25 protein-coding genes and 1 pseudogene are annotated in these 24,598 nt (G+C 57.6%); 10 read left to right on the top strand and 16 right to left on the bottom strand.

Translation table 11 applies throughout. The annotated features are described in order from the left end of the window. The first annotated feature begins 10 nt into the window (after positions 1-10). Genes FHN83_RS22975 through FHN83_RS22960 form a run of 4 tightly spaced genes read left to right on the top strand, consistent with a single transcriptional unit; the run spans position 11 to position 3,740 of the window. The gene (locus FHN83_RS22975; RefSeq protein WP_039028819.1) at positions 11-1,423 is read left to right on the top strand and encodes a sodium:solute symporter family protein; all 1,413 of its coding nucleotides are present in this window, start codon (positions 11-13) and stop codon (positions 1,421-1,423) included. A gap of 1 nt (position 1,424) precedes the next feature. Beyond that, positions 1,425-2,594 (top strand): sialidase family protein, encoded by a 1,170-nt coding sequence (locus tag FHN83_RS22970; RefSeq protein WP_139565040.1) that lies wholly within the window; start codon positions 1,425-1,427, stop codon positions 2,592-2,594. Further along, a complete protein-coding gene (locus FHN83_RS22965; protein WP_139565039.1) occupies positions 2,591-3,061 on the top strand; it encodes a YhcH/YjgK/YiaL family protein in 471 nt (156 codons plus the stop codon). The genes FHN83_RS22970 and FHN83_RS22965 overlap by 4 nt, the downstream gene beginning before the upstream one ends. A 1-nt stretch (position 3,062) precedes the next feature. Then, positions 3,063-3,740 carry an SDR family NAD(P)-dependent oxidoreductase gene (locus tag FHN83_RS22960; protein ID WP_139565038.1) on the top strand — a complete coding sequence of 226 codons (678 nt, stop codon included), beginning with the start codon at positions 3,063-3,065 and terminating at the stop codon, positions 3,738-3,740. Positions 3,741-3,928: 188 nt separating this feature from the next. On the opposite strand, the gene FHN83_RS22955 is transcribed toward FHN83_RS22960, so the two are convergent. Both FHN83_RS22955 and FHN83_RS22950 read right to left on the bottom strand, forming a co-directional pair. Then, a complete protein-coding gene (locus tag FHN83_RS22955; RefSeq protein WP_139565037.1) occupies positions 3,929-4,723 on the bottom strand; it encodes a PhzF family phenazine biosynthesis protein in 795 nt (264 codons plus the stop codon). 15 nt (positions 4,724-4,738) lie between these two features. Next, on the bottom strand, positions 4,739-5,527 hold the full coding sequence (locus tag FHN83_RS22950) for a PhzF family phenazine biosynthesis protein (RefSeq protein ID WP_139565036.1): 789 nt from the start codon (positions 5,525-5,527) through the stop codon (positions 4,739-4,741). A 175-nt stretch (positions 5,528-5,702) separates the two neighbouring features. On the opposite strand from FHN83_RS22950, the gene FHN83_RS22945 reads away from it, so the two are divergent. Further along, positions 5,703-6,899, top strand: coding sequence for a sugar transporter (locus FHN83_RS22945; RefSeq protein WP_139565035.1), 1,197 nt, complete (start codon positions 5,703-5,705; stop codon positions 6,897-6,899). Positions 6,900-6,935: 36 nt separating this feature from the next. On the opposite strand, the gene FHN83_RS22940 is transcribed toward FHN83_RS22945, so the two are convergent. Beyond that, a complete protein-coding gene (locus FHN83_RS22940; protein WP_039028826.1) occupies positions 6,936-7,604 on the bottom strand; it encodes a MarC family NAAT transporter in 669 nt (222 codons plus the stop codon). Positions 7,605-7,861: 257 nt separating this feature from the next. Here FHN83_RS22940 and marR point away from each other — a divergent pair, with 257 nt between their 5' ends. From marR to marB, 3 genes are read left to right on the top strand one after another with little or no spacing between them, the layout of a single operon-like run. Next, entirely contained in the window at positions 7,862-8,296 is a 435-nt protein-coding gene (gene marR / locus FHN83_RS22935; RefSeq protein ID WP_039028827.1) for a multiple antibiotic resistance transcriptional regulator MarR, read from the top strand. Between the two features lie 18 nt (positions 8,297-8,314). Beyond that, the gene (gene marA / locus FHN83_RS22930; RefSeq protein ID WP_138369239.1) at positions 8,315-8,698 is read left to right on the top strand and encodes an MDR efflux pump AcrAB transcriptional activator MarA; all 384 of its coding nucleotides are present in this window, start codon (positions 8,315-8,317) and stop codon (positions 8,696-8,698) included. Positions 8,699-8,728: 30 nt separating this feature from the next. Then, positions 8,729-8,944: a multiple antibiotic resistance protein MarB gene (marB, locus tag FHN83_RS22925; RefSeq protein ID WP_039028829.1), complete on the top strand. Its 216-nt coding sequence runs from the start codon at positions 8,729-8,731 to the stop codon at positions 8,942-8,944. 32 nt (positions 8,945-8,976) lie between these two features. Here marB and eamA read toward each other — a convergent pair whose 3' ends face one another. Beyond that, positions 8,977-9,876: an O-acetylserine/cysteine exporter gene (gene eamA / locus FHN83_RS22920; RefSeq protein WP_138368900.1), complete on the bottom strand. Its 900-nt coding sequence runs from the start codon at positions 9,874-9,876 to the stop codon at positions 8,977-8,979. Positions 9,877-10,069: 193 nt separating this feature from the next. Between eamA and ydeE the strand changes: the two genes are divergently transcribed. Then, complete coding sequence (gene ydeE / locus FHN83_RS22915) at positions 10,070-11,269, top strand: efflux MFS transporter YdeE (protein WP_138368899.1); 1,200 nt, start codon at positions 10,070-10,072, stop codon at positions 11,267-11,269. Between the two features lie 161 nt (positions 11,270-11,430). Here ydeE and zinT read toward each other — a convergent pair whose 3' ends face one another. The 9 genes from zinT to FHN83_RS28715 form a co-directional block, all read right to left on the bottom strand. Then, on the bottom strand, positions 11,431-12,072 hold the full coding sequence (gene zinT, locus FHN83_RS22910) for a metal-binding protein ZinT (RefSeq protein WP_138368898.1): 642 nt from the start codon (positions 12,070-12,072) through the stop codon (positions 11,431-11,433). Between the two features lie 66 nt (positions 12,073-12,138). Continuing rightward, positions 12,139-12,837, bottom strand: coding sequence for an urea ABC transporter ATP-binding subunit UrtE (gene urtE, locus FHN83_RS22905; protein ID WP_039028832.1), 699 nt, complete (start codon positions 12,835-12,837; stop codon positions 12,139-12,141). Positions 12,838-12,846: 9 nt separating this feature from the next. Then, complete coding sequence (urtD, locus tag FHN83_RS22900) at positions 12,847-13,644, bottom strand: urea ABC transporter ATP-binding protein UrtD (RefSeq protein ID WP_138369238.1); 798 nt, start codon at positions 13,642-13,644, stop codon at positions 12,847-12,849. Continuing rightward, complete coding sequence (urtC, locus tag FHN83_RS22895; protein ID WP_138368896.1) at positions 13,644-14,717, bottom strand: urea ABC transporter permease subunit UrtC; 1,074 nt, start codon at positions 14,715-14,717, stop codon at positions 13,644-13,646. Before urtC ends, urtD begins: the two co-directional genes overlap by 1 nt. Beyond that, on the bottom strand, positions 14,717-16,291 hold the full coding sequence (urtB, locus tag FHN83_RS22890; protein ID WP_139565034.1) for an urea ABC transporter permease subunit UrtB: 1,575 nt from the start codon (positions 16,289-16,291) through the stop codon (positions 14,717-14,719). Before urtB ends, urtC begins: the two co-directional genes overlap by 1 nt. Positions 16,292-16,316: 25 nt before the next feature. Further along, complete coding sequence (gene urtA / locus FHN83_RS22885; RefSeq protein ID WP_139565033.1) at positions 16,317-17,588, bottom strand: urea ABC transporter substrate-binding protein; 1,272 nt, start codon at positions 17,586-17,588, stop codon at positions 16,317-16,319. 203 nt (positions 17,589-17,791) lie between these two features. After that, on the bottom strand, positions 17,792-18,895 hold the full coding sequence (locus FHN83_RS22880; protein ID WP_139565032.1) for a cobalamin-independent methionine synthase II family protein: 1,104 nt from the start codon (positions 18,893-18,895) through the stop codon (positions 17,792-17,794). A 299-nt stretch (positions 18,896-19,194) separates the two neighbouring features. Then, a complete protein-coding gene (locus tag FHN83_RS22875; protein ID WP_139565031.1) occupies positions 19,195-19,533 on the bottom strand; it encodes a hypothetical protein in 339 nt (112 codons plus the stop codon). 126 nt (positions 19,534-19,659) lie between these two features. Further along, positions 19,660-19,794: a hypothetical protein gene (locus tag FHN83_RS28715; RefSeq protein WP_255296466.1), complete on the bottom strand. Its 135-nt coding sequence runs from the start codon at positions 19,792-19,794 to the stop codon at positions 19,660-19,662. A 397-nt stretch (positions 19,795-20,191) separates the two neighbouring features. Between FHN83_RS28715 and FHN83_RS22870 the strand changes: the two genes are divergently transcribed. After that, complete coding sequence (locus tag FHN83_RS22870) at positions 20,192-20,554, top strand: hypothetical protein (protein ID WP_255296465.1); 363 nt, start codon at positions 20,192-20,194, stop codon at positions 20,552-20,554. Positions 20,555-20,597: 43 nt separating this feature from the next. On the opposite strand, the pseudogene FHN83_RS28710 reads toward FHN83_RS22870, so the two are convergent. The 3 genes and pseudogenes from FHN83_RS28710 to dcp all read right to left on the bottom strand — a co-directional run. Continuing rightward, positions 20,598-20,723: pseudogene (locus FHN83_RS28710) on the bottom strand (hypothetical protein); the annotation flags it as partial. 61 nt (positions 20,724-20,784) lie between these two features. Further along, the gene (locus tag FHN83_RS22860) at positions 20,785-21,720 is read right to left on the bottom strand and encodes a tetratricopeptide repeat protein (RefSeq protein WP_139565030.1); all 936 of its coding nucleotides are present in this window, start codon (positions 21,718-21,720) and stop codon (positions 20,785-20,787) included. A gap of 738 nt (positions 21,721-22,458) precedes the next feature. After that, a complete protein-coding gene (dcp, locus tag FHN83_RS22845) occupies positions 22,459-24,504 on the bottom strand; it encodes a peptidyl-dipeptidase Dcp (RefSeq protein ID WP_139565029.1) in 2,046 nt (681 codons plus the stop codon). Between the last annotated feature and the right edge of the window lie 94 nt (positions 24,505-24,598).

Here is a 24,598-nt window from a genome sequence, read left to right as displayed (position 1 = left end):
AGAGGCAAAGATGAACAATTTTACCGCTGAAGATACCCTGATCATCGTAGGCATCGTGATTGTCTACATCCTGTTTACCACCTGGCTGACCTTCCGCTTGCGCAGTAAAAACTCCGGCGATTTTATGGAAGGCTCCCGGGCGATGCCGGCGTTCATCGTCGGGATCCTGCTGATGTCTGAATACATCGGTGCTAAATCCACCATCGGCACCGCCCAGGCGGCGTTCGAAGACGGTTTTGCCGCCTCCTGGTCGGTGATTGGCGCGGCTATCGGCTTCCCGCTGTTCGGCCTGCTGCTGGTGAAACGCATCTATAACACCGGCAAAATCACCATCTCCGGGGCGATTGCCGAGAAGTACGGCACCAGCACCAAAAACATCATCTCGATTATCATGATCTACGCCCTGCTGCTGGTGAACGTTGGCAACTACGTTTCTGGCGCGGCGGCGATCTCCACCGTCCTGAAGGTCAACCTGCCGGTTGCCGCCTTTATCACGGCTATCGTCAGTACCTTCTACTTCGCCTTTGGCGGCATGAAGGGCGTGGCCTGGGTGACGCTGCTGCACAGCGCCCTGAAGTATTTCGGTATCCTGGTGATCATGGGCTTCGCGCTCTCTAAAACCGGCGGCTTTACGCCGATGATTGAGCAGATGCCGTCATACTACTGGACCTGGGACGGCAACATCGGGGCCAGCACCATCTTTGCCTGGCTGATCGGCACCATCGGCTCCATCTTCTGCACCCAGTTTGTGATCCAGGCTATCTCCTCCACCAAAGACGTGAAGTCGGCTAAACGCGCCACCTGGGTCGCCTTCTTCTTCTGTCTGCCGATCGCCCTGGCGATTGCGGTGATTGGCGTTGCCGCCAAGTATCTCCACCCGGAGATCGACAGCCTGTACGCCATGCCTATCTTCCTGCAGGACATGAACCCCTGGGTGGCGGGCCTTGTGACAACGTCACTTGTTGCGTCAATATTCGTCAGCGTAAGCACCGTGGCGCTGGCCATCGCCTCGCTGGTGGTGAAAGATTTCTACGTGCCTTACCGCAACCCAACCCCGGAGCAGGAGTTTAAAGCCACCCGCTGGATGTCGCTGCTGATTGGCTTCCTGCCGCTGATTTTCGTCCTGCTGGTGCCCGAGGTGCTGAAGCTGTCCTTCTTCACCCGCGCTATTCGTCTGTCGATTACGGTGGTGGCGGTGATTGCCTTCTATGCGCCGTTCTTTAAGAGCACCCGCGGGGCGAACGCTGGTCTGATTGGGGCCTGCGTCGTGACCTCCCTGTGGTATCTGCTCGGCGACCCGTTTGGCATCAACAATATGTATATCGCGCTGATCACCCCGGCGGTGATTATGGTCCTCGACCGTCTGATCCCGAATAAAGCGGATCGCAAAGCGCCTGCCCCTGTTCAACATAATGGAGTCTGATATGTCTGTAACCGTAACCCGTGACGGGATTGTTCGCCCGCAGCCAGAGGATGGCCGCGTGGAAACGGCGATGCTGCCCTCTTCCTGCCCGCAGAATCACGCAGCAAACCTGCTGCCGCTGCCGGACGGCACCCTGATGTGCGTCTGGTTCGGCGGCACCCAGGAAGGGATCGCTGATATTTCGGTGTGGGGGTCGCGCCTGGCTCCCGGCAGCAACCAGTGGAGCGAGGCGGTGAAACTCTCCGACGACGCCAGCCGCTCGGAGCAGAACCCGGTGCTGTTCCTCGCCCCGGACAACGTGCTGTGGCTGCTGTGGACCGCCCAGCTCTCCGGCAACCAGGATACCGCCATCGTGCGCTATCGCCAGTCACGCGATCTGGGCCAGACCTGGGGCGAGATCGCCACCCTGCTGGATAAGCCCGGCACCTTTATCCGCCAGCCGATTGTGGTGCTGGATAACGGCAACTGGCTGCTGCCGGTCTTTTACTGCCGCACACAGCCGGGTGAAAAATGGGTGGGCAACGATGACATCAGCGCGGTGAAAATCTCCGAAGACCAGGGCCGGAGCTGGCGCGATGTCGAGGTGCCTGAAAGCCTGGGCTGCGTGCACATGAACATCACCGCCCTAAACAACGGCCACCTGGTGGCGCTGTACCGTAGCCGCTGGGCGGACAATATCTACATCAGCCAGTCGCTCGACAACGGCGAAAGCTGGTCTGTGCCGGAGCCGACTGAGCTGCCGAACAACAACTCGTCGATTCAGGTCACGACGCTGGCAAGCGGTGAGCTGGCGCTGGTGTTTAACCACATGAGTGCGGCGGGTGCGCTGGAGCGTCGCGCCTCGCTGTACGACGAGATTGACGACGGCGACGGGCGTAAAGAGCCGGAAGTCATCAACGGCCGAGCCGCATTCTGGGGCGCACCGCGCGCGCCAATGACCGTGGCGATTTCCGCCGACGGCGGGAAAAGCTGGGCCTGGCAGCGCAACCTCGACGAGGGCGACGGCTATTGCATGACCAACAACTCGCTGGAGAAACTCAACCGTGAGTTTTCTTATCCCAGCATCAAACAGGGTGCCGACGGGTCGCTGCATATCGCCTATACGTACTTCCGTCAGGCGATCAAATACGTGCGCGTCTCCCCGGAATGGGTAAAGGAGTCGCAACGGTGATTATCGGACACCTTAACGCCCTGCCGCTGGCAGGGCTCCCCGCCGCTCTGCGTGAGATACTCGATCGCCCGGACTGCTCTCTGGCGGCGCTGGCCGCCCGGGATGACGGACGCTGGCAGCCGGAAGGCTGTCCGTGGTTCTGCCATATCGGCCCGGCGCAGACCCAGCCGCAGGCGCAGCGCCATACGGAATATCATCATCAGTGGGCGGATATTCAGGTGGTGGTGGCGGGTGTGGAAATCATCAACGCCGGAATGCAGTCCCTGGCGCAGGAGGGCGACGAAGAGCGCAAGCCGGATCTTTATATCGCCCCCGGGGCGGTACATCCGGTGAGCATTACCCTGAAGCGCGGGGATTTCGCGGTATTTCTGCCCGGCGAGCCGCATCAGGCGCTGTGTGCGGCTGATGCCCCGATGACCGTGCGCAAGGCGGTATTCAAAGTGCCGCGCGCGCTGCTGGAGGTGTGATATGCGCACTGCCATCGTCACGGGTGCCAGTTCCGGTATCGGCGAAGCCATCGTGAAGCGCCTGCTGGCCGAGGGCTGGCAGGTCACGGGGTTAAGCCGCCGCGGAGTGGATAATGCGCATCCGAATTTCACCAGCCTGAGCTTGGATTTGAGTGACACTGTCACGCTTGCGACTGCGTTGAATGCGCTTCCGGTGCCGCAGGCGATTGTTCACGCCGCCGGAATGATGGCCGCCGCCCCGCTCGGGGAGCTGGATCCGGTGGTCAGTGGCCGCCTGTGGGGGCTGCATATTCACGCCGCCGAGATCCTGTTTAACCAATTTGCGCCGCGGATGAGCGCGGGCGGACGGCTGGTGGCCATCGGCAGCCGCACCTCCCGGGGTGCAGCGGGTCGTTCGCAGTATGTTGCCACCAAAGCGGCGCTGGTGGGGATGGTGCGCAGCTGGGCTGCGGAGCTGGCTCCGCGCGGGATCACCGCCAACGTGGTGGCTCCGGGTGCGACCCAGACCCCGATGCTGAGCGCCCCCGGACGGCAAACGTCCCCGCCAAAAGTACCGCCGATGGGGAGATTAATCGCCCCGGAAGAGGTGGCGGCGATGGTGAGTTATCTGCTGAGCGCCGATGCCGCGCCCGTCACCGGGCAGGAGCTGGTGCTGTGCGGAGGGGCGTCGTTGGGGTGAGTTGTGCGGCCTGTTTGCCGGGTGGCGGCTGCGCCTTACCCGGCCTACAAAATCCTAGGCCCGTGCAAGCGCAGCGCCGCCGGGCGATGCCGAGGGGTGTTGTGCGGCCTGGTGCCCTCACCCCGGCCCTCTCCTTTGGTCCGAGGGTGCAAACACTAAAAACAGCAACTTGCGTTGCCGTTTTGCTTTTATCTCCGCAGGAACACGGTGCCTTTCAGATAGAGCGCCGCCTGGCCGCCGATCAACACCCGGTCACCCTTCAGCTCGCAGCGCAGATCCCCGCCGCGGGGAGAAACCTGCCGCGCCAGCATGGCGGTTTTACCCAGCTTCTCGCTCCAGTATGGGATCAGCATGCTGTGGGCGGAGCCGGTGACCGGATCTTCCGCCACCCCTTCGCCCGGACAGAAGAAGCGGCTGACAAAATCATACTCGTCCCCCGGCGCGGTAACGCAGACCATCTTGCCCAGCGGCATCATGCCGTCGATATCCGGGTTTAAGGCCTCGACCTGCTGCTGGTTTTCCAGCACCACCAGGTAATCGCGCCCTACCCGCACCTCTTTCGCCTCGCGGATACCCAGGGTGTTGAACAGCAGTTCCGGCGGGTTAGCGACCGGCTCGCAGCCCCACGCCGGGAAGTCCAGCGTCAGCCAGTCGCCGCTGCGCTTGACCTTCAGGTCGCCCACAAAGCGGGTGGAGAAGACAATCTCGGTCTGCGGGTAGTCGAGATACTCAAAAATCACGTGCGCGCTGGCAAGCGTGGCGTGACCGCAGAGGTTGATTTCGTACTGCGTGGTAAACCAGCGCAGTTCAAAGCCGGTGTCGGTGCGCACAAAAAACGCGGTTTCCGACTGGTTGTGCTGCTGTGCCATCTTCAACAGAACGTCATCCGGCAGCCAGGCCTCCAGAGGGCAAACGGCTGCGGGATTCCCACCAAACGCGCGGTCGCTAAACGCATCGACCAGATAGAATTCGATCTCTTTCATTGGGTTAACCCTTATTTAGCGCAAAAACAGATGACCTTTCATATACAGCGATGCCTTGCCGCTCATCAGCACCCGGTCGCCCTTCAGTTCACAACGCACGTCGCCGCCCCGGGCAGAGACCTGCCGGGCAAAGAGCGATGTTTTGTTGAGCTTTTCGCTCCAGTACGGGATCAGCATGGTGTGCGCCGAGCCGGTGACCGGATCTTCCCACAGCGCCACGCCCGGCGAGAAAAAGCGGCTGACAAAATCGTACTCGCCCTCGCCCCGGGCGGTGATCGACACTTTATGCTCGCCCGGCGTCATGGCGTGGATATTCGGCGCTACCGCCTCTACCTGCTCGCGGTTTTCCAGCACCAGCACCCAGGCGCGCCCCTTGCGGGCCTCGACGTAATGGCTTATCCCCAGCGCGCGGAGCATCTCTGGCGGCGGAGTCTGTACTTGCGTCGGACAGGCCGGGAAATCGAGCGTTAACCAGTCGCCGTCGCGGCTGACAGTCAGCCTGCCGGACGCCGTATCAAAATGGATCCGGGTATCGGGATAGTCCATCTCGTTGAACAGCACCCAGGCGGTGGCCAGGGTCGCGTGACCGCAGAGATTGACCTCGCCGTGGGTGGTAAACCAGCGCAGTTCGATGCCGCCTTTATGGCGCACGAAAAAAGCGGTCTCCGACTGGTTATGCTCTTGCGTCATCTTCAGCAGCGTTTCGTCCGGCAACCACTCCGGCAACGGACACACCGCCGCCGGGTTACCGCCAAATGCGCCATCGCTGAACGCATCGACCAGAAAAAACTCGATATCCTGCATCGCTTTACCTGTTGTTAACGTTATGTTGCATCCTATATTCATGGAAAAGAACCGATTTCACCAGCGATTACTGCGCCATCACAGTGAGATCTGCATCACAAAATGATTGTATTTCCACCAGGGAAGGTTTTAAGATCGTCACACCTCATTTACGTAATCAATCCCGGACATCCCTATGACAACCAACACAGTTTCCCGCCGGGTCGCATGGCTACGGGTGGTGACGCTCGCCGTTGCCGCGTTTATCTTCAACACCACGGAATTTGTTCCCGTCGGCCTGCTCTCGGATATCGCCAACAGCTTCGGCATGGAGACCGCCCAGGTGGGGATCATGCTCACCATCTACGCATGGGTCGTGGCGCTGATGTCGTTGCCCTTTATGCTGCTCACCAGCCAGATCGAACGCCGCAAGCTGCTGATCGGGCTGTTCGTGCTGTTTATCGCCAGCCATGTTCTGTCGTTCCTGGCCTGGAACTTTAGCGTGCTGGTGATTAGCCGGATCGGCATTGCCTTTGCCCACGCGATTTTCTGGTCAATTACCGCCTCGCTGGCCATTCGTCTGGCTCCGGCCGGGAAGCGCGCCCAGGCGCTGAGCCTGCTGGCGACCGGCACCGCCCTGGCGATGGTGCTCGGCCTGCCGCTCGGGCGCATCGTCGGGCAGATGTTCGGCTGGCGCACCACCTTTTTCGTTATCGGCCTTGGGGCGCTGTTCACCCTGCTGTGCCTGATTAAACTGTTGCCGAAACTGCCGAGCGAACACTCCGGATCGCTGAAAAGCCTGCCGCTGCTGGTGCGTCGTCCGGCGCTGATGAGCCTCTATCTGCTGACGGTGGTGGTTGTGACGGCGCACTACACCGCCTACAGCTATATCGAGCCGTTTGTGCAGACGGTTGCCGGGTTTAGCGCCCGTTTCGCCACTATCCTGCTGTTACTGCTGGGTGGCGCAGGCATTATCGGCAGCGTGCTGTTCGGTAAGCTCGGCAACCGTCACGCCTCCCTGCTGGTGAGCAGCGCCATTGGCCTGCTGCTGGCGTGTCTGCTGCTTCTGCTGCCCGCGTCGGGCAGCGAAATGAACCTGGCGCTGCTGAGCGTTGTCTGGGGCGTGGCGATCATGATCATCGGTCTCGGGATGCAGGTTAAGGTGCTGGCCCTGGCGCCAGATGCCACCGACGTGGCGATGGCGCTTTTCTCCGGGATTTTCAATCTGGGGATTGGCGCGGGTGCGCTGGTGGGGAATCAGATCAGCCTGCATATTTCGATGGCGTCGATTGGCTATCTGGGGGCGATACCGGCGCTGGCGGCGTTAATCTGGTCGGTGCTGATCTTCCGCAAATGGCCGGTCACGCTGGAAGAGCAGCCGCATCACGGTTAGAGAAAAGTCCGGGCGGCAGGACGCCGCCCGGTTTGGCTATGACGGATAGGTCTGAATAATTTCCAGCACGCCGTTGATAATAAACTGCACGCCCATGCAGACCAGCAGGAAGCCCATCAGACGGGAGATCGCCTCGATACCGTCTTTGCCCACCCAGCGCATAATCGCGCCCGAGCTACGCAGACAACCCCACAGGATCACGCCGATAAGGGCGAATATCAGCGGCGGTGCAATCATAATTACCCAGTCCGGGAAGTCAGAGCCGCTGCGCACCGTCGAGGCGGAACTGATAATCATCGCAATCGTACCCGGACCCGCAGTGCTTGGCATGGCCAGCGGCACGAAGGCGATGTTCGGTGCTTCTTTATCCTGCATCTCCTCAAGCGTGTCCTGCGCGTCGCTGGCATGCGTCGCTTTCGGGGCCGGGAACAGCATTCTGAAGCCGATAAAAGCAACAATCAGGCCACCGGCGATGCGCAGGCCGGGAATGGAGATCCCAAAGGTGTTCATCACCAGTTGTCCGGCGTAGTACGCCACCATCATGATCGCGAAGACGTAAACAGAGGCCATGAGCGACTGATGATTACGCTGTTCACGGTTCATATCCCCCGCCAGACCCAGGAACAGCGCAACGGTGGTTAATGGGTTCGCCAGCGGCAGCAGAACCACCAGCCCAAGACCAATTGCTTTAATTAAATCAACCATTTTACTGAGTTGTCCTTATCAAAAATGAACCACGCAAGTATAGGGTGAAAACCCCTGTTTCGACTACGCGCGCTTCGTAAGTAATATTTTCGCGCCGAAATCAATTCACCACGATGATATGTCGTTCTACGAAGCGGGCAAAAAAGTGATCTGAATCGCTTTAGCAAATCGTGTCATAAGCAAATGCATTCAGTTGACTTATAGTTGCCTGAGCAATAATATCTGCCGTGATTAAACTACTTGCCAGGGCAACCATTGTGAAAAGCACCAGTGACCTCTTCAACGAAATCATTCCGCTGGGTCGCCTTATCTATATGGTTAACCAGAAGAAAGACCGCCTGCTCAATGACTATCTGTCACCGCTGGATATCACCGCAACGCAATTTAAAGTGCTCTGCTCCGTGCGCTGCGAGGTGTGTATCACCCCGGTTGAGCTTAAGAAAATCTTATCCGTCGACCTCGGCGCGTTGACGCGAATGATCGACAGGCTGGTCTGCAGGGGCTGGATTGAGCGCCGCCCTAATCCGAATGACAAACGCGGCGTGCTGTTGCAACTGACCAGTGACGGCGCGGAAATGTGTGAACAATGTCATCAATTAGTAGGACAAGAACTGCACCAGGAACTAACAAAAAACTTAACGGCGGACGAAGTGGCAACTCTTGAGCTCTTGCTTAAGAAAATCCTGCCGTAAACAGAAAGAGGTATGACGATGTCCAGACGCAATACTGACGCCATCACTATTCATAGCATTTTGGGCTGGATCGAAGATAACCTGGAGTCGCCGCTCTCGCTTGAGAAAGTGTCTGAGCGTTCAGGTTACTCAAAATGGCACCTGCAACGGATGTTCAAAAAAGAGACCGGCCACTCATTAGGCCAGTACATCCGCAGCCGCAAATTAACGGAAATCGCACAGAAGCTGAAGGAAAGTAACGAGCCGATCCTGTATCTGGCTGAGCGTTACGGGTTTGAATCGCAGCAAACGCTGACCCGCACGTTCAAGAACTACTTCGATGTGCCACCGCATAAATACCGTATTACCAATATGCACGGGGAATCCCGGTATCTGCTTCCGATCAATCACTGTAACTGCTAATCGCCTGTATTAAGACGTATCGAGGAATATATGAAACTGTTAGCTTCCGCCGCCTTCACCGCACTGGTGCTGGTCTCTGCCCAGAGTTTTGCGGAGCAAACGCCTTCTGTGCCGCAGCCTCACAGCCGCGACACGATGATCCTGCCGACCGCTAACGGTCAGTCGCCCCACGATTTTAACCATATGGGCGCAGGCAGCGACAAATCCGACGAGTTAGGGGTGCCGTATTACAATCAGCACAATTAATTCGTTTTGCCCCGCCCGCGCGGGGCTTTTTTTTAGCCCCTCACCCGCGCCGTCCGGCGTACGCGAAAGCCAAAGACGTTAATATAGAGTCCAGCCATCACCAGAACGGCCCCAATCAGCTGCAGCGCCCCGAGTTTTTCATTGAGCAGCAGTGCCGCACTGGCGATCCCGACGACCGGAACGAGCAGCGACAGCGGTGCCACCCGCCAGGTTTCGTAGCGTCCGAGCAGCGTGCCCCAGATGCCGTAGCCGATGATGGTGGCGACAAACGCCAGATAGACCAGCGACAAAATGGTGGTCACATCGATAGTCACCAGGCTGTTATACATCACCGTCGGGCCATCCAGCAGATAAGACGCCAGCATAAACGGCACAATCGGGATCAGGGCGCTCCACACCACCAGCGACATGACTGCCGGACGCGTCTCGAGCTGCATGATCTTTTTGTTAAAGATATTGCCGCACGCCCAGCTGAAGGCGGCCGCCAGGGTCAGCAAGAAGCCCAGCAGCGCGACGTGCTGTCCGTTGAGACTGGCCTCTGCCAGCACCAGCACCCCAACCACCGCCAGGGCGATCCCCGCCAGCTGTTTGCCCTGAAGCCGCTCGCCAAACACCAGCGCCCCCAGGATGATGGTGAAGAACGCCTGCGCCTGCAGCACCAGCGAAGCCAGCCCGGCGGGCATGCCGAAGTTAATGGCGCAAAACAGGAAGGCGAACTGACCGAAGCTGATGGTCAGGCCGTAGCCCAGCAGCAGACGAAACGGGATCTTCGGACGGGCAACAAAAAACAGCGCCGGGAAGGCCACCAGCATAAAGCGTAAACCGGCCAGCATCAGCGGAGGCATATTGTGCAACCCGACCTTGATCACCACAAAATTCAGCCCCCAAACCACCACCACCAGTAATGCCAGCAGCCCGTCTTTACGCGTCATACCCTGCCCCTGTTTATTAAATTTTTGTAAACACTTATCAAAGTAACGAAAAAATCCGAAGAGGAACAGATCATTATTTCTGGCAGTCAGGCGAAGCACTTAGGGATAAATTTGGTGCTATACAAGCCCCTTATGGCGTGATAATCCTGATAAGACATAACAAAAAATTCACACGCAATTGTCGGGCAGGAAAATGAACACATCACTCAGGCGCTCAACCGCAGCGCTGCTGGCGTCATCGTTATTACTCACCATTGGACGCGGCGCCACGCTGCCGTTCATGACCATCTATCTGACCCGCGTCTTCAACATGAGCGTGGAGAATATTGGTTATGCCCTGACGGTGGCCCTGACGATTGGCGTGGTTTTCAGCCTGGGTTTTGGCATTCTGGCCGACAAGTTCGATAAAAACCGCTACATGCTGATCGCCATTTTCGCGGTGGCGCTGGGCTTTCTGGCGATCCCGCTGGTGGATAACGTGGTGCTGGTGGTGCTAGCCTTTTCACTGATCAACTGCGCCTATTCGGTCTTTTCCACGGTGCTGAAAGCCTGGTTCTCTGACGTGCTGAGCCCGGCGGAAAAGGCGCGGGTGTTCTCGCTGAACTACAGCTTTCTGAACATTGGCTGGACCATCGGGCCACCGCTCAGCACCCTGCTGGTGATGTACAGCCTGCAGCTACCGTTCTGGGTCGCGGCCTTCTGCGCCGCCCTGCCGCTGGTGTTGATTCAGCGCTATGTGCAGAAAAGCGTGGCGGCCGACGGTGAACACGCCCCGGTGCCGTGGCAGCCGTCGGTGCTGCTGCGCGATCGGGCGCTGTTCTGGTATACCCTTTCCGGCCTGCTGGCCTCCTACGTGGGCGGTTCGTTCGCCAGCTGTATTTCGCAGTACGTGCTGGCGGCGGACTACGACAGTGATTTTGCCCAGAACGTGGTGGCCGTGGTGCTGCCGGTAAACGCCGCATTGGTGGTCTCGCTGCAGTACATCATTGGCCGCAAGCTGTCGGCGCGGAATATCCGCCCGTTAATGACTCTCGGCACCCTGTTTTTTGTCCTCGGTCTGGCGGGGTTTATGCTCTCCGGCGAGAACCTGGTCTACTGGGGGATCGCAGCGGCGGTGTTTACCATCGGTGAGATTATTTATGCGCCGGGTGAGTATATGCTGATCGACAATATCGCCCCGCCGGGTATGAAAGCCAGCTACTTCTCCGCCCAGGCGCTCGGCTGGCTCGGCGCGGCGTTTAACCCGATGATCACCGGACTGATCCTGACCCATCTCCCGCACTGGTCGCTGTTTGTGATTATGATGGTCGCCATCGTGCTGGCGTGGATGATGATTTTGCGCGGGATGCGGGTGAAGGCGTGGGTTGAGGCGCCAGGTTTAGTCTCGCGGTAATTGCCCGGCGGCGCTTCGCTTGCACGGGCCTACAAAGTCCAAAACCGTACGCCGCAACCAAAATATCGCCCGGCGGCGCTACGCTTGCCGGGCCTACGAGGGCCACAAAACGTAGGCCGGGTAAGGCGGAGCCGCCACCCGGCACACAGGCCGCACCGAAATTAATGGTGCAACATCTCCTCGACAACCTGCTCTTTATACATTTCGTTTGGATAATAGGTCGGCCAGTTATCCATCTCTTTTAATAACGCCTCGTGGGAGGTGTTGCCCATAAAGATATGGAAATGGCTGGACTGGCGCGGGCCGATAATATGGTCGCTGAACTGGACAAATTTCGGTGCCTGACTGCTGGCGTCCTTACATTCAAACAAATAGCGCACGCCTTTTTTGCCCGACGCGTAGGTCAGGATCTTGTAGCCATTAGAGACATACTCACAGCTGGCGACGTTTTTCCCGCGATGAAACTCCATCACGTTATTTTCAATGCCGATGCTCTCGACGTCGGTGGCATAACCGGTGCGGTAATAAGCTTTTACCTGCTCAAAGGTTTTGCTCTTCTCTTTCTCGGCTTTCTTTTTAAATACCGGGTCGAGATCGCCGCTCAGCAAAAACGGATAGACCGACTGCCAGACGCCGTCCCAGTTGGAGAGCGGGCGATCCTTGACGTCTTTATCTTCAAATACGCCGTTCGCCGCTTTTTGTTCCGCTTCGGTCATTTGATGTCCATGCGAATGGGCATAGAGCTGGCCGCTGACCAGCATTGCCCCCAGAGTTATTGCAAATTTACCAATATGTCCTGCCAAGATAATGTCCTCACTCCGTTTAGAGAGTGAGGATGTTATATTATAACATTGCACAAAACAACCCTGTTAAATCGCCACCAGGCCGCGTACCCCCTCCTGCTCCATATTCTCGCCGCGTCCGCGCTGAATAATGCTTCCCCGGGACATCAGCAGATAGCTGTCGGCCAGTTCGGCGGCAAAGTCATAGAACTGCTCCACCAGCAGGATCGCCATGTCGCCACGGTTGGCTAGCTGGCGGATCACCTGGCCAATCTCCTTGATTACCGATGGCTGAATGCCCTCTGTCGGCTCGTCCAGAATGAGCAGTTGCGGACGGCTGGCAAGCGCCCGTCCAATCGCCAGCTGCTGTTGCTGGCCGCCCGAGAGATCGCCGCCCCGGCGCTGCTTCATCTCCTGTAAAACCGGAAACAGCCGCCAGATCTCGTCCGGCACCTGCTTCGCCTCTTTTGCCGGGAAACGCGACAGCCCCAGTAACAGATTCTCCTCCACCGTCAGGCGGGGGAAAATGTCCCGCCCCTGGGGCACGTAGGCCACACCCGCCTGCACCCGCTGGTGCGGTCTGGCCTGGGTGAGATTTTTGCCCTGCCAGAGGATCTCGCCGTTGCGCGCCGGGATCAGCCCCATCAGGCACTTCAGGAGCGTGGTTTTACCCACCCCGTTGCGCCCGAGCAGACAGGTAACTTCGCCGGGCAGCGCCTCAAAACTGACCCCGCGCAGGATATGGCTTCCGCCGTAATACTGATTCAGTTCGTTAACCTTAAGCATCCGCGCTCCTCAGCGTCCAAGATAGACTTCAATCACCTGCTCGTTGGCCTGCACCTCGCGCAGCGAGCCCTCCGCCAGCACCCGGCCCTGATGAAGAACCGTGACGTGATCGGCAATGGTTTCGACAAAGCCCATGTCATGCTCCACTACCATCAGGGAGTGTTTGCCCGCCAGGGTGCGAAACAGCTCGGCGGTGTACTCGGTCTCGGCGTCGGTCATCCCGGCGGCCGGTTCGTCCAGCAGCAGCAGGTGCGGCTCCTGCACCAGCAGCATGCCGATCTCGAGAAACTGCTTCTGGCCGTGGGACAACAGCCCAGCCCGGCGATGACGCTCCGCCCCAAGCCGCAACAGGCTCAGCATCTCGTTGATGCGGTCGCCCTGCTCGCTGCTCAACCGGGCGCGCAGGCTGGCCCACACCGATTTATCGCCTTTCATCGCCAGCTCGAGGTTTTCCCACACCGTCAGGGCTTCAAACACCGTCGGCTTCTGGAACTTACGCCCGATGCCCTGGCGGGCAATGGCTATTGAATCGAGTGTCGTGAGATCCGTGGACTGATCGTAAATCGCCCGCCCGCTCTGGGGCCGCGTTTTACCGGTGATGACGTCCATCAGTGTGGTTTTGCCCGCGCCGTTAGGGCCAATCACGCAGCGCAGCTCGCCCACGCCGATGTTCAGCGACAGGTCGGTCAGCGCCTTAAAACCGTCAAAGCTGACGTTGATCCCCTCCAGCTGCAATACCGGGTCGGTCTGGTCGCGATAGCGATCCCCGGGAAGCTGGCGGGTAAATAACGCTTCGGCTGGCTGCATCATTTATCTCCTTTGCGCAACAGGCCCATGACCCCGCGCGGTAAAAACAGCGTGACCGCAATAAAGATCAGCCCCAGAAACAGCTGCCAGTACTCCGGCATCACCACCGTAAAGAGGCTTTTCGCCCCGTTCACCAGCGCGGCGCCAATCACCGGGCCGATCAGGGTGCCGCGTCCGCCGAGGGCCACCCAGATCGCCGCTTCGATGGAGTTGGTGGGCGACATCTCGCCGGGGTTAATGATGCCAACCTGCGGAACGTACAACGCCCCGGCAAGTCCGCACAGCACCGCAGATAAGGTCCAGACCAGCAGCTTAAAGCCGCGGGGATCGTAGCCGCAGAAGGTCAGCCGGTTTTCCGCATCGCGCACCGCGGTCAGAATGCGGCCAAATTTGCTTTTCGCCAGCGCATAGCCCACCGCCAGCGACGCGGCCAGCAGCAGCACGGTGGCAATAAACAGCCCGATGCGCGTTGAGGTGGCGGTCACGGAGAAGCCCAGCAGCGTGGTGAAGCCGGTAAAGCCGTTGTTGCCACCAAAGCCGGTTTCATTACGAAAGAACAGCAGCATCCCGGCGAAGGTCAGCGCCTGGGTCATGATCGAGAAATAGACCCCTTTGATTTTTGAGCGGAAGGCAAACCAGCCGAACAGCAGCGCCAGCAGGCCCGGCACCAGCACAATCAGCACCAGCGCCCAGGCAAAATGCTGGGTGCCCCACCAGTACCAGGGCAGCTCGCTCCAGGAGAGGAACGACATAAAGGCCGGTAAGCCGTCGCCCGCGGCCTGGCGCATCAGGTACATCCCCATGGCGTAGCCGCCGAGGGCAAAAAACAGGCCGTGGCCGAGCGACAGCATCCCGGCGTAGCCCCACACCAGATCGAGGGCCACGGCGACAATGGCGTAGCAGAGGATCTTACCCACCAGCGTCAGCATCCAGGTGGAGACCGCCAGCGGATGGCTGGCGGGCAGCAGGGCCAGAAACGGCAGCACCAGCAGTGCCGCAAGGATCAGGGCGCCGAGTATCGATACGCTGCGCGGCGCCTTGCGCGCCAGCGTTAAGGTCATTGGCTGGCTCATCAGTCGATTACCCTCCCTTTCAGTGCAAATAACCCCTGCGGACGCTTCTGAATAAACAGAACGATCGCCACCAGAATCACGATTTTACCCAGCACGGCACCCATCTGCGGCTCGAGGATCTTATTGAAAATCCCCAGCCCAAAGGCAGCCGCCACGCTCCCGGCCAGTTGCCCGACGCCGCCGAGCACCACCACCAGGAACGAGTCGATGATGTAGCCCTGGCCCAGCTCCGGCCCGACGTTGCCCAGCTGCGACAGCGCCACGCCGCCGAGACCGGCAATCCCGGAGCCCAGCCCGAAGGCCAGCATGTCGACGCGCCCGGTAGGCACGCCGCAGCAGGCCGCCATACTGCGGTTCTGCGTCACCGCCCGCACGTTCAGCCCTAAACGGGTTTTATTGAGGATGAGCCAGGTGAAGAACAGCACCAGCAGCACAAAGCCGAGCACCACCAGCCGGTTCCACGGCAGGATCAGGCTGGCGTACACCTGCACGCCGCCGGAGAGCCACGCCGGGTTCGCCACCTCGAGGTTCTGCGCGCCAAAGAGCATCCGCACCAGCTGGATCAGCATCAGGCTGATGCCCCATGTGGCAAGCAGCGTCTCCAGCGGTCGACCATACAGATGGCGGATCACCGTGCGCTCAAGGGCCATGCCCACGGTCGCGGTCAGCATAAAGGCTACCGGCAGCGCCACCAGCGGATAAAAGGTGAGCCACTGCGGGGTAAACTGCGCCATCGCCTGCTGCACCAGCCAGGTGGCATAGGCTCCGAGCATCAGCATTTCGCCGTGGGCCATATTGATGACCCCCAGCAGCCCGTAGGTGATCGCCAGCCCGAGCGCCGCCAGCAGCAGAATGGAGCCCAGCGACAGGCCCATAAAGGCCTGGCCCAGCAGGTCGCTGATTGTCTGGCGATGTTCGATCTGGCGCAGGCTTTCCGCTGCGGCTTCGCGGACCCCGGCATCCGGCTCCGTCTGCGCGCGGGTGTAAGGCAGCAGACGGGCCTGTACTTCCGGATCGCTCGATTTACCCAGCAGCGTCACGGCCTGCTTACGCACCGCCGGTTGCTGGCTGGTCAGTTGCAGGCTGGCGACGGCGAGGCTCAGCACCTGACGCACGGTATCGTCACTTTCGCTCGCCAGCTGGCGTTGTAAGAAAGGCAGCATCTGCGGCTGGGGATCGCGCTGCAGCTGCCGCGCGGCCGCCAGCCTTTCGGTGACACTGTCACCTGTAAGCTGATGGGTGGCGAGGGCGGTGGCGGCCAGCACCCTGAGGCGGTTAGTCAGACGCACCGCTTTGGTGGAGCCCTGCGCCTGAGCGGCATCACCCAGGGCAATTACCCCGCCGTCCTGGCGGGTAAAGGCGTGTTTGTTGTCGTCGACAACGAGGTTCTCTTGCTCTAGCGCCCGCAGCAGCGGCAGCCTGGCCGGATCCGGCGCGGCGGCCCACTGCTCCAGCAGCACGGCCTGCTGGCTGCGGCTGGCGGCAACAAAGTTATCGGCGTCCGTTGCCTGCGCCATCCCTGGCAGCAGTCCGGCAAGCCATACGAGAGCGAAGATCGTGCGCATGACGTTCATGGCTTTACCCCTTTAAGATCCGCAATCAGTTGCTGGCTGTTTTCATCGGCGTGTCGGGCTTTTTGTCATTCCCGGCGATATACGGGCTCCACGGCTGGGCGCGTACCGGCTCTTCGGTCTGCCACACCACGTTGAACTGTCCGTTGCCTTCGATTTCGCCAATCATCACCGGCTTATGCAGATGGTGGTTGGTGGCATCCATGGTCAGGGTGAAGCCCGACGGGGCTTTGAAGGACTGGCCTGCCATGGCGGCACGCACTTTATCCACATCGGTGGTACCGGCTTTTTCCACCGCCTGGGCCCACATGTGGATCCCCACATAGGTGGCTTCCATTGGATCGTTGGTCACGACCGTATTGGCGTTAGGCAGTTTCTGCGCTTTCGCCCAGTTTTTGTACGCCGCCACGAAGGTCTGGTTGGCCGGGTTATCCACCGATTCGAAGTAGTTCCACGCCGCCAGGTTACCCACCAGCGGTTTGGTATCGATACCGCGCAGCTCCTCTTCACCCACTGAGAACGCGACGACCGGCACGTCGGTGGCTTTCACGCCCTGGTTCGCCAGCTCTTTGTAGAACGGTACGTTGGAGTCGCCGTTAATGGTGGAGACCACCGCGGTTTTGCCTGCGGCGGAAAACTTCTTAATGCTAGCGACGATGGTCTGGTAATCGCTGTGGCCGAACGGGGTGTAGACCTCTTCGATGTCTTTATCCTGTACCCCTTTCGAGTGCAGGAAGGCACGCAGGATTTTGTTGGTGGTGCGCGGGTAGACGTAGTCGGTGCCCAGCAGGAAGAAGCGTTTCGCCGCCCCGCCGTCCTCGCTCATCAGGTATTCCACCGCCGGAATAGCCTGCTGGTTAGGCGCGGCCCCGGTGTAGAAGACGTTCGGGGACATCTCTTCCCCTTCGTACTGCACCGGGTAGAACAGCAGGCCGTTCAGCTCTTCAAATACCGGCAGGACCGATTTGCGCGACACCGAGGTCCAGCAGCCGAACACTGCCGCAACCTTATCCTGGCTTAACAGCTGGCGGGCCTTCTCGGCAAACAGCGGCCAGTTAGAGGCCGGGTCAACCACCACCGGCTCCAGTTTTTTGCCCAGCACGCCGCCTTTGGCGTTGATTTCGTCGATGGTCATCAGCGCCACGTCTTTCAGCGGCGTTTCGGAAATCGCCATCGTTCCGGAGAGCGAATGCATGATGCCAATTTTAATGGTGTCGGCGGCCTGCACGCTGAAACTCATCCCCATGGCCACGACGGAGGCCGATAAAGCAAAGGCTTTTAACAAGGTACGACGATGCATAATTTTCACTCCTGAAAAGAAAGCTGTGCGAAATCGTCCGTTACGGCGTGGACGCAGAAAGAGCAATCAGGATCAGACAGAGCAAAAAGGATGCCAGAACGAAAAATCTGTAGATTCAGGGGGCGGGAGAGGATTTTAAAGGCAGGTGCGGATCAGGATGGCACAGCGTTGCACTTTATTAATGCAACGCTGTGGAAAAGCGATTACCAGACTTCGCTGGCGATCTGGGTGACCAGGCGAACCTTGTCCCACTGCTGGGCTTCGGTCAGGGCGTTACCCTCTTCGGTAGAGGCAAAGCCGCACTGCGGGCTGAGGCAGATCTGGTCCTTCGCAACATATTTCGCCGCCTCTTCAAGACGCGCTTTCACCCCTTCCGGGTTCTCCAGCTCGCCGCTTTTGGTGGTGATAAGCCCCAGCACCACCTGCTGCTTGCCCGGACGGATAAAGCGTAACGGGGCAAAATCGCCGCTGCGATCGTTATCGTATTCCAGGAAGAACGCATCGACATTGACGGTGCCAAACAGGATCTCCGCCACCGGCTCGTAACCCCCTTCAGAAATCCAGGTCGAGCGGAAGTTACCCCGGCAGACGTGCAGCCCGATGGTCAGATCGTCCGGCTTGCCTTCCAGCGCCTTGTTCAGCACGCGGGCATAGGTGCGAGCCAGCTGGTCCGGGTCATCGCCACGCTCCAGGATCTGACGGCGCTGATCGTCCGAGCAGAGATAGGCCCAGACGGTGTCGTCCAGCTGCAGATTGCGGCAGCCCGCCGCATAAAAGGCGTGGATGGCATCGCGCCAGGTCTGGGCCAGGTCATCAAAGTAAACATCCAGATCCGGGTAGACCGTGGCGTCGATGACCTTGCGACCGCCGCGGAAGTGCAGCACGCTCGGGCTCGGGATGGTCATCTTCGGCTGAGCATTACCGCTGACGCTTTGCAGATAGCGGAAGTCGTCGAGCATCGGATGGCTGCCGAAGCCCAGCTTGCCGGTGACGCGCACGCCGTGGGCTTTGGTCTGCACGCCGTTAAACTGGATCCCCTGCTCGGATTCGTAACGCTCCACGCCCTGCAGACCGTCGAAGAAATCAAAGTGCCACCAGGCGCGACGAAACTCGCCGTCCGTCACCACATTAAGACCGCAGGCGCACTGCTGTTCAACCACGTGACGAATCGCCTCGTCTTCTACCGCACGCAGCTGTTGAGCGTCGATCTCGCCGCTGGCAAATTTCACTCGCGCCTGTTTGATGGCGTCGGGACGTAAAAAGCTACCTACCACATCGGCACGGTACGGGGCGTGTTGTCGCTGCATGCTTATCTCCTTTAACTGCCGCCAGGTAATTGCCGACAGTGATAATTCATTATTTGAAGTTTTAGACTTCTGGATGGCTATATGTCCAAAAGATGTCACAGCGCTGGCCCCGCGGCAAACGAGAAAAATTCATCGGTGTTGAAAAAAATTCATGTTGTAGCGAAAGGGCAAAAAAAAACCGCCAGAGACTGGCGGTAAATGCTTGCATGGATAGATTTGTATTTTGATATCTACGGACCCGGCATTCCATACCAGGCTGCGGATCCTGACCAAGCTAGCATGCCGAATATAAATGAAGGCTAAACAACCTTGCTCTGTGCCCCCTGTTTGATTGCACTTTTCTGGCGCAAGGTACGGGATAACAGCCACACCAGGGTGCAGGCAATCACCGGCACCAGCCAGTCGAGCAGGCTGGACATATTCCAGACCTGCCAGTCAAACCCGCCCCACCACGGCATATTGGCGCGCTTGCCGTGTCCAAAGAGAGCAATCCAGCGGTATTCCGCCTGGGTCTGCTCCCGGGCGATAAACCACAGCGCACCCAGCGCTCCGCCGACGCCCCATCGGCCCCATTTCAGGCCGCATAAACACTGCACGGTGACTGCCGCTAACGCGTGCATTAAAGGAGAAAAATCCATAAGCCTGACTGACGCTCTCTTCTTATATCTACGTTAACCCAGCAACATACGGGTAAAGTCGGCTCGGGTGAAGAGTAGAGCAGATATGCCCATAAAAAACCGCCCGAAGGCGGTTAAAAGTGTTTTTTATAGCGGTTTCCTGGTCACGTCAGGATCGTCAACGACCGGGGGGTCATTCACATCGGGGACGTCAGGAATATCATCATCAGGAAGCGGTTCATCATCAGGAAGAGGATCAACGTAATCTGGACGATCGGTCATAAAACCTCCGTCAAACATAGTATGAGAGACTACTTAGCTTTACCCGGTTTCTGTTGGGACTGATCGTCTTTCGGGTTCTTTTGTGACTGCTTAGACTGATCTTTGTTAGCACCTTGATCGTTGGATTTCATTTTGAACTCCTGTGGGTAGATGCGGTAACTTGCCGCCTTTAAAATATAAGACATGCTTATAGTTATATCGAGCGAGGCGAGAGCTTAAAGAGGTAAGCAATTATTTTATTTGATGAATGCTCAATGGGTTAGCGCATGCAAACTTAAATGATAAAACGTGTAATAAGTTATCACGATGGTGTCGGTACTATTATGCTGATTACGTTTGGTCTGCCTGTCATCAGCGCTAAATGATATGCTAAAGACAATAAGAACAAGGAGTTAATATGTTTTCATTCCTGAATACCCTCAAGCGATTAATCGATAATCCTCCAGCAACGTCAGAAGAGCCAAAAGAGTACACCACCGAACAACTCCTCCAGTGGGCTACCGGATGCATGCTGGAAGGTTTGCCTGACGAATTCTATGAGGCGAGGATTTCCTGCTTTCGTAACATTGACAGTGAAGGACGTACAGCCATTGCCGCTATGCATGAATTCAGGTTAACCAGGGATAGCGAATACGCCTCATTCACTCCACCCGACGATCTTTACGCCACGCAATGCATAGAGATCATCCTTACCGATAAAGACTGGAGTCATGCCACGATAACGTTTAATCCACAAACGACGCGTTTCAGGTGGCAATAAAAAACCGGGCATCGCGCCCGGTTCTGTTTCCCGCCTGAAAACCCTACGAGCTCAACCCGCGATTCACCAGCATCGGTTCAATCTTTGGATCGTGCCCACGCCATGCGCGATAAAGTTCAGCTAAATCAGCGCTGTTCCCGCGTGACAAAATCGCTTCGCGGAATGTCTGCCAGCCTGCAACTCACTGCCCAAATCAGAGGAGAATACAATCGAGCTGTAAGGCTGAAGACTTAGTCTCTGCTGAACATAGGTCTTTTTTCACCGAACAATTTACCGAGGATGAGAGAAAGAAACCATATAGCGAAGAAAATAATGGCTGTATCACTAAATGAAAAGCTCTGACTTATAGCAAATCCAACGAAAACAATACCTAGACCTAAACCTATATATTCATATTTTCTTACCTGTTCGTACCTAATCCGAGCTGTGCAACCGGTGCAAAATTTTTCCCCCCACACGCTTTGCTTTTTGCAGTAAGGGCAGGTGACTTTCCTGGTGCTGTCTTCGATTCTGTGTTTTTCTTGAACCGCTTCAATTTTCTTTAGCGTTTCAAGTGCGCTTTGGTTGCCATTCTTACCTGCCATGCGAAGGTAGTCTTTGCCTTTTTCATAGTCATGACGAGCAATGTACATTGCCCCCAATTTCGCCTGGGCATCGCTATCCTCTTGTTGCGCTGACAATGAATAGTATTCGAATGCCTTATTTTCATCTTTGGGCACCCCTATTCCTTGCTCGTAAAGGTTTCCAAGGTTATGTTGGCCAGTGCTATTACCCTGTTCTGCCGCAAGTGCATAATATTCTGCAGCTTTTGAATTATCTTTAGGAACCCCAAATCCATTTCCGTGTAGCCACCCCACGTAAACCTGAGTATCCGAGTCGCCATGTTCTAACGGAAATTTGAACCACTCCAGGGCTTTTGAATAGCTCAAAGGGACTCCGTTTCCCGAAGCATATATGTCGCCCAAAAGGTAATGGGCATCTGAACTACCCTGCTCTGCAGCTCTTGTCAGCCACTCGACGGCTTTTTTGCCATCCTTTTCAACTCCGTCGCCGTCACGGTACATTTTTCCGAGTTTAATTTGGGCGTCAACATCGCCCGAAGAGGCGGATGCGTAAACGGGATTATAATCGCGATCTGAAACTGAATTTGATTTAAGTTCTTCCATTTCTATAACAACCCCAGAGAATTGCTGCGCTATTAATTATCTTATATATGTTAGTGTGAACCTGCATATTGGCACAATTTAATTTAGGTTAAGTCCCATAAATTTGCTAATAACATTGTCGCAAATATTTTATTCACAATAATATCATTCAATTTCAGCTTTGAAGACATATGTCCCGAACCATTTAGTCAACATTATGTTCACTTTGAAAGTGATTAGCTATTTCGAATAAAATTTATCAATTGATCTTTTCAGAGAAGCGCAGCACGCAGGTGAAGTTGAGCTGGGATATAGCCTGGCGCTGGCCACGAGAGTTTCACGAGCAGCGCTCTCTTTCGGAGCGTCTGTATGAGGAGCAAGGCATCAACACCCAGCAGTTACTGGGTCACTCATCAGACAGAATGACAGCGTAGTATCACAACGATCGCGGTCTCGACTGGGTGTTTCACGAGCAGCGCTCTCTTTCGGAGCGTCTGTATGAGGAGCAAGGCATCAACACCCAGCAGTTACTGGGTCACTCATCAGACAGAATGACAGCGTAGTATCACAACGATCGCGGTCTCGACTGGGTGAAAGTGAAGGTGTAGCTACGTGAATAATTGGGCCGTATCCCCCTGCAAATTTCGCAGAATTTAAGGATTCATTTTGGGGAGGAATTTTGGAGGAGTTTTGGGGAATAAAAAATCGCACAAAAAACCGGGCATCGCGCCCGGTTCTGTTTCCAGCCTTAAAAAGCCCTTACGAGCTCAACCCGCGATTCACCAGCATCGGCTCGATCTGCGGATCGTGCCCACGCCACGCGCGATAAAGTTCAGCTAAATCAGTGCTATTCCCGCGCGACAAAATCGCCTCGCGGAATTTCTTCCCGTTTTCGCGGGTCAGTCCGCCCTCTTCCACGAACCACTGATAGCCGTCGTCGGCCAGCATTTGGGTCCACAGATAGGCGTAATAGCCTGCTGCGTAACCGCCTCCGAAGATATGAGCGAAGTAGCTGCTACGGTAGCGCGGCGGTACGGCGGGGAGATCCAGCTGCTCGCGCTTCAGCGCTGCGGTTTCGAATGCCTCGACGTCTGCTGGCGCTTCGCTGGCGGCGATGCCGTGCCAGTTCATATCCAGCAGCGCGGCGCTGAGCAGTTCGGTCATGTCATAGCCTTTATTAAACTGGGTAGCGCTGAGCATTTTCTCGCGCAGGGCGTCGGGCATCGGCTCCCCGGTCTGATAGTGGCGGGCATAGTGGGCAAAGACATCAGGATGGCTGGCCCAGTGTTCGTTGATTTGCGACGGGAACTCCACAAAATCACGCGGCGTGTTGGTGCCGGAGAGCGTGGCGTAACGTTGGCTGGCAAACAGGCCGTGCAGAGTATGACCAAACTCGTGGAACAGGGTGATAACATCATCCCAGGAGATCAGCGCCGGCTGGCCTTCCGCCGGTTTTTGATAGTTGCAGACGTTGTAGATCACCGGGCGGGTATTGAACTCATTAGATTGCTCGACAAAGTTGCCCATCCACGCCCCGCCGCCTTTCGAATCGCGGGCAAAAAAATCACCATAAAACAGCGCCAACCCCTCACCGTTGTGATCGAAGATCTCCCAGACGCGCACGTCAGGATGGTAGACGGGAATGTCGTTGCGCTCGGCAAAGGTGATCCCGAACAGCTGGGTCGCCGCCCAGAATACGCCGTCGGTCAGGACCCTGTTGAGGGCAAAATAGGGTTTAACCTGCGTCTCATCCAGAGCGTATTTCGCCAGACGCACGCGCTCGGCGTAAAACGACCAGTCCCAGGCCTGCACCTGGAAATGTCCCTGCTCGTCATCAATAACCTTCTGAATGTCGGCCTGCTCCTGCAGGGCGCGACCCCGTGCGGCCGGGACGATCCCGCGCATAAACTGCAGCGCGGCGTCGGGGGTTTTTGCCATCTGATCGGCGACTTTCCAGCTGGCATAGTTGCTGTAACCCAGCAGTTCCGCCTGGCGGGCACGCAGGGCCACCAGCCGGGCGATCACCTCTCGGGTGTCGTTGCCGTCATTTTTTTGCGTGCGCAGCCAGGCCGCCTTGAAGAGATTTTCCCTGATCTTACGATCGCGCAGCTGTTGCAGCGCCGGCTGCTGGGTGGTATTCAACAGCGGAATGAGCCAGCGGTCGCTGAGCCCCTTCTCTGCCGCGGCCTGGGCAGCCGCCGCCTGTTCCGCCGGGCTCAGGCCATCCAGCTGGTGCTGATAATCCACCACCAGCCCACCCGCTTTGTCCGCTGCCAGCAGGCGCTGGTTAAACTGGCTGATCAGAGTGGCCGCTTCGGTATTAAGCGCCTTCAGCTCCTGCTTTTCCGCCTCGCCCAACCGGGCTCCGGCTAGAATAAAGCGCTGATGAAGTTCTTCAATCAGGCGCAGAGACTCGGTATCCGGCGCCATCGCTTGCCGATCGTTGTAGATGGCATCCACGCGGGCAAAGAGCGCATCATTGAGCCAGATATCGTTCGCCAGCGCCGCCAGCTCGGTTGAGACCGCCTCTTCCAGCTGCTGCAGATAGTCATTGGTGTGCGCCGAGGTCATGGCGAAGAAGACGCTGCTCACCCGGCTCAGCAGAGCGCCGCTTTTCTCCAGCGCCAGCACGGTATTGGCGAAATCGGGCGCATCCGCAGACCCGGCTATCGCCGCGATCTCCTCACGCTTCTGACGGATAGCGTCGTCGAAGGCCGGACGGTAGTGCTCGTCGCGGATCAGATCAAAATGCGGTGCCTGGTACGGCAGCGAGCTGTCTGCGAAAAAAGGATTGGTGCCAGACATATCAGACTCCTGAATATGATGAATCTGACCAGAGTAGGCCAGCCCGACATGCGCTGCAATATCTGCCGCCATACGGGCATGAAAAGTCACCTTA

The organism is Leclercia adecarboxylata, assembly GCF_006171285.1.
Classification (GTDB): domain Bacteria; phylum Pseudomonadota; class Gammaproteobacteria; order Enterobacterales; family Enterobacteriaceae; genus Enterobacter; species Enterobacter barmai.
This window is presented reverse-complemented; position numbering and strand designations above follow the sequence as displayed.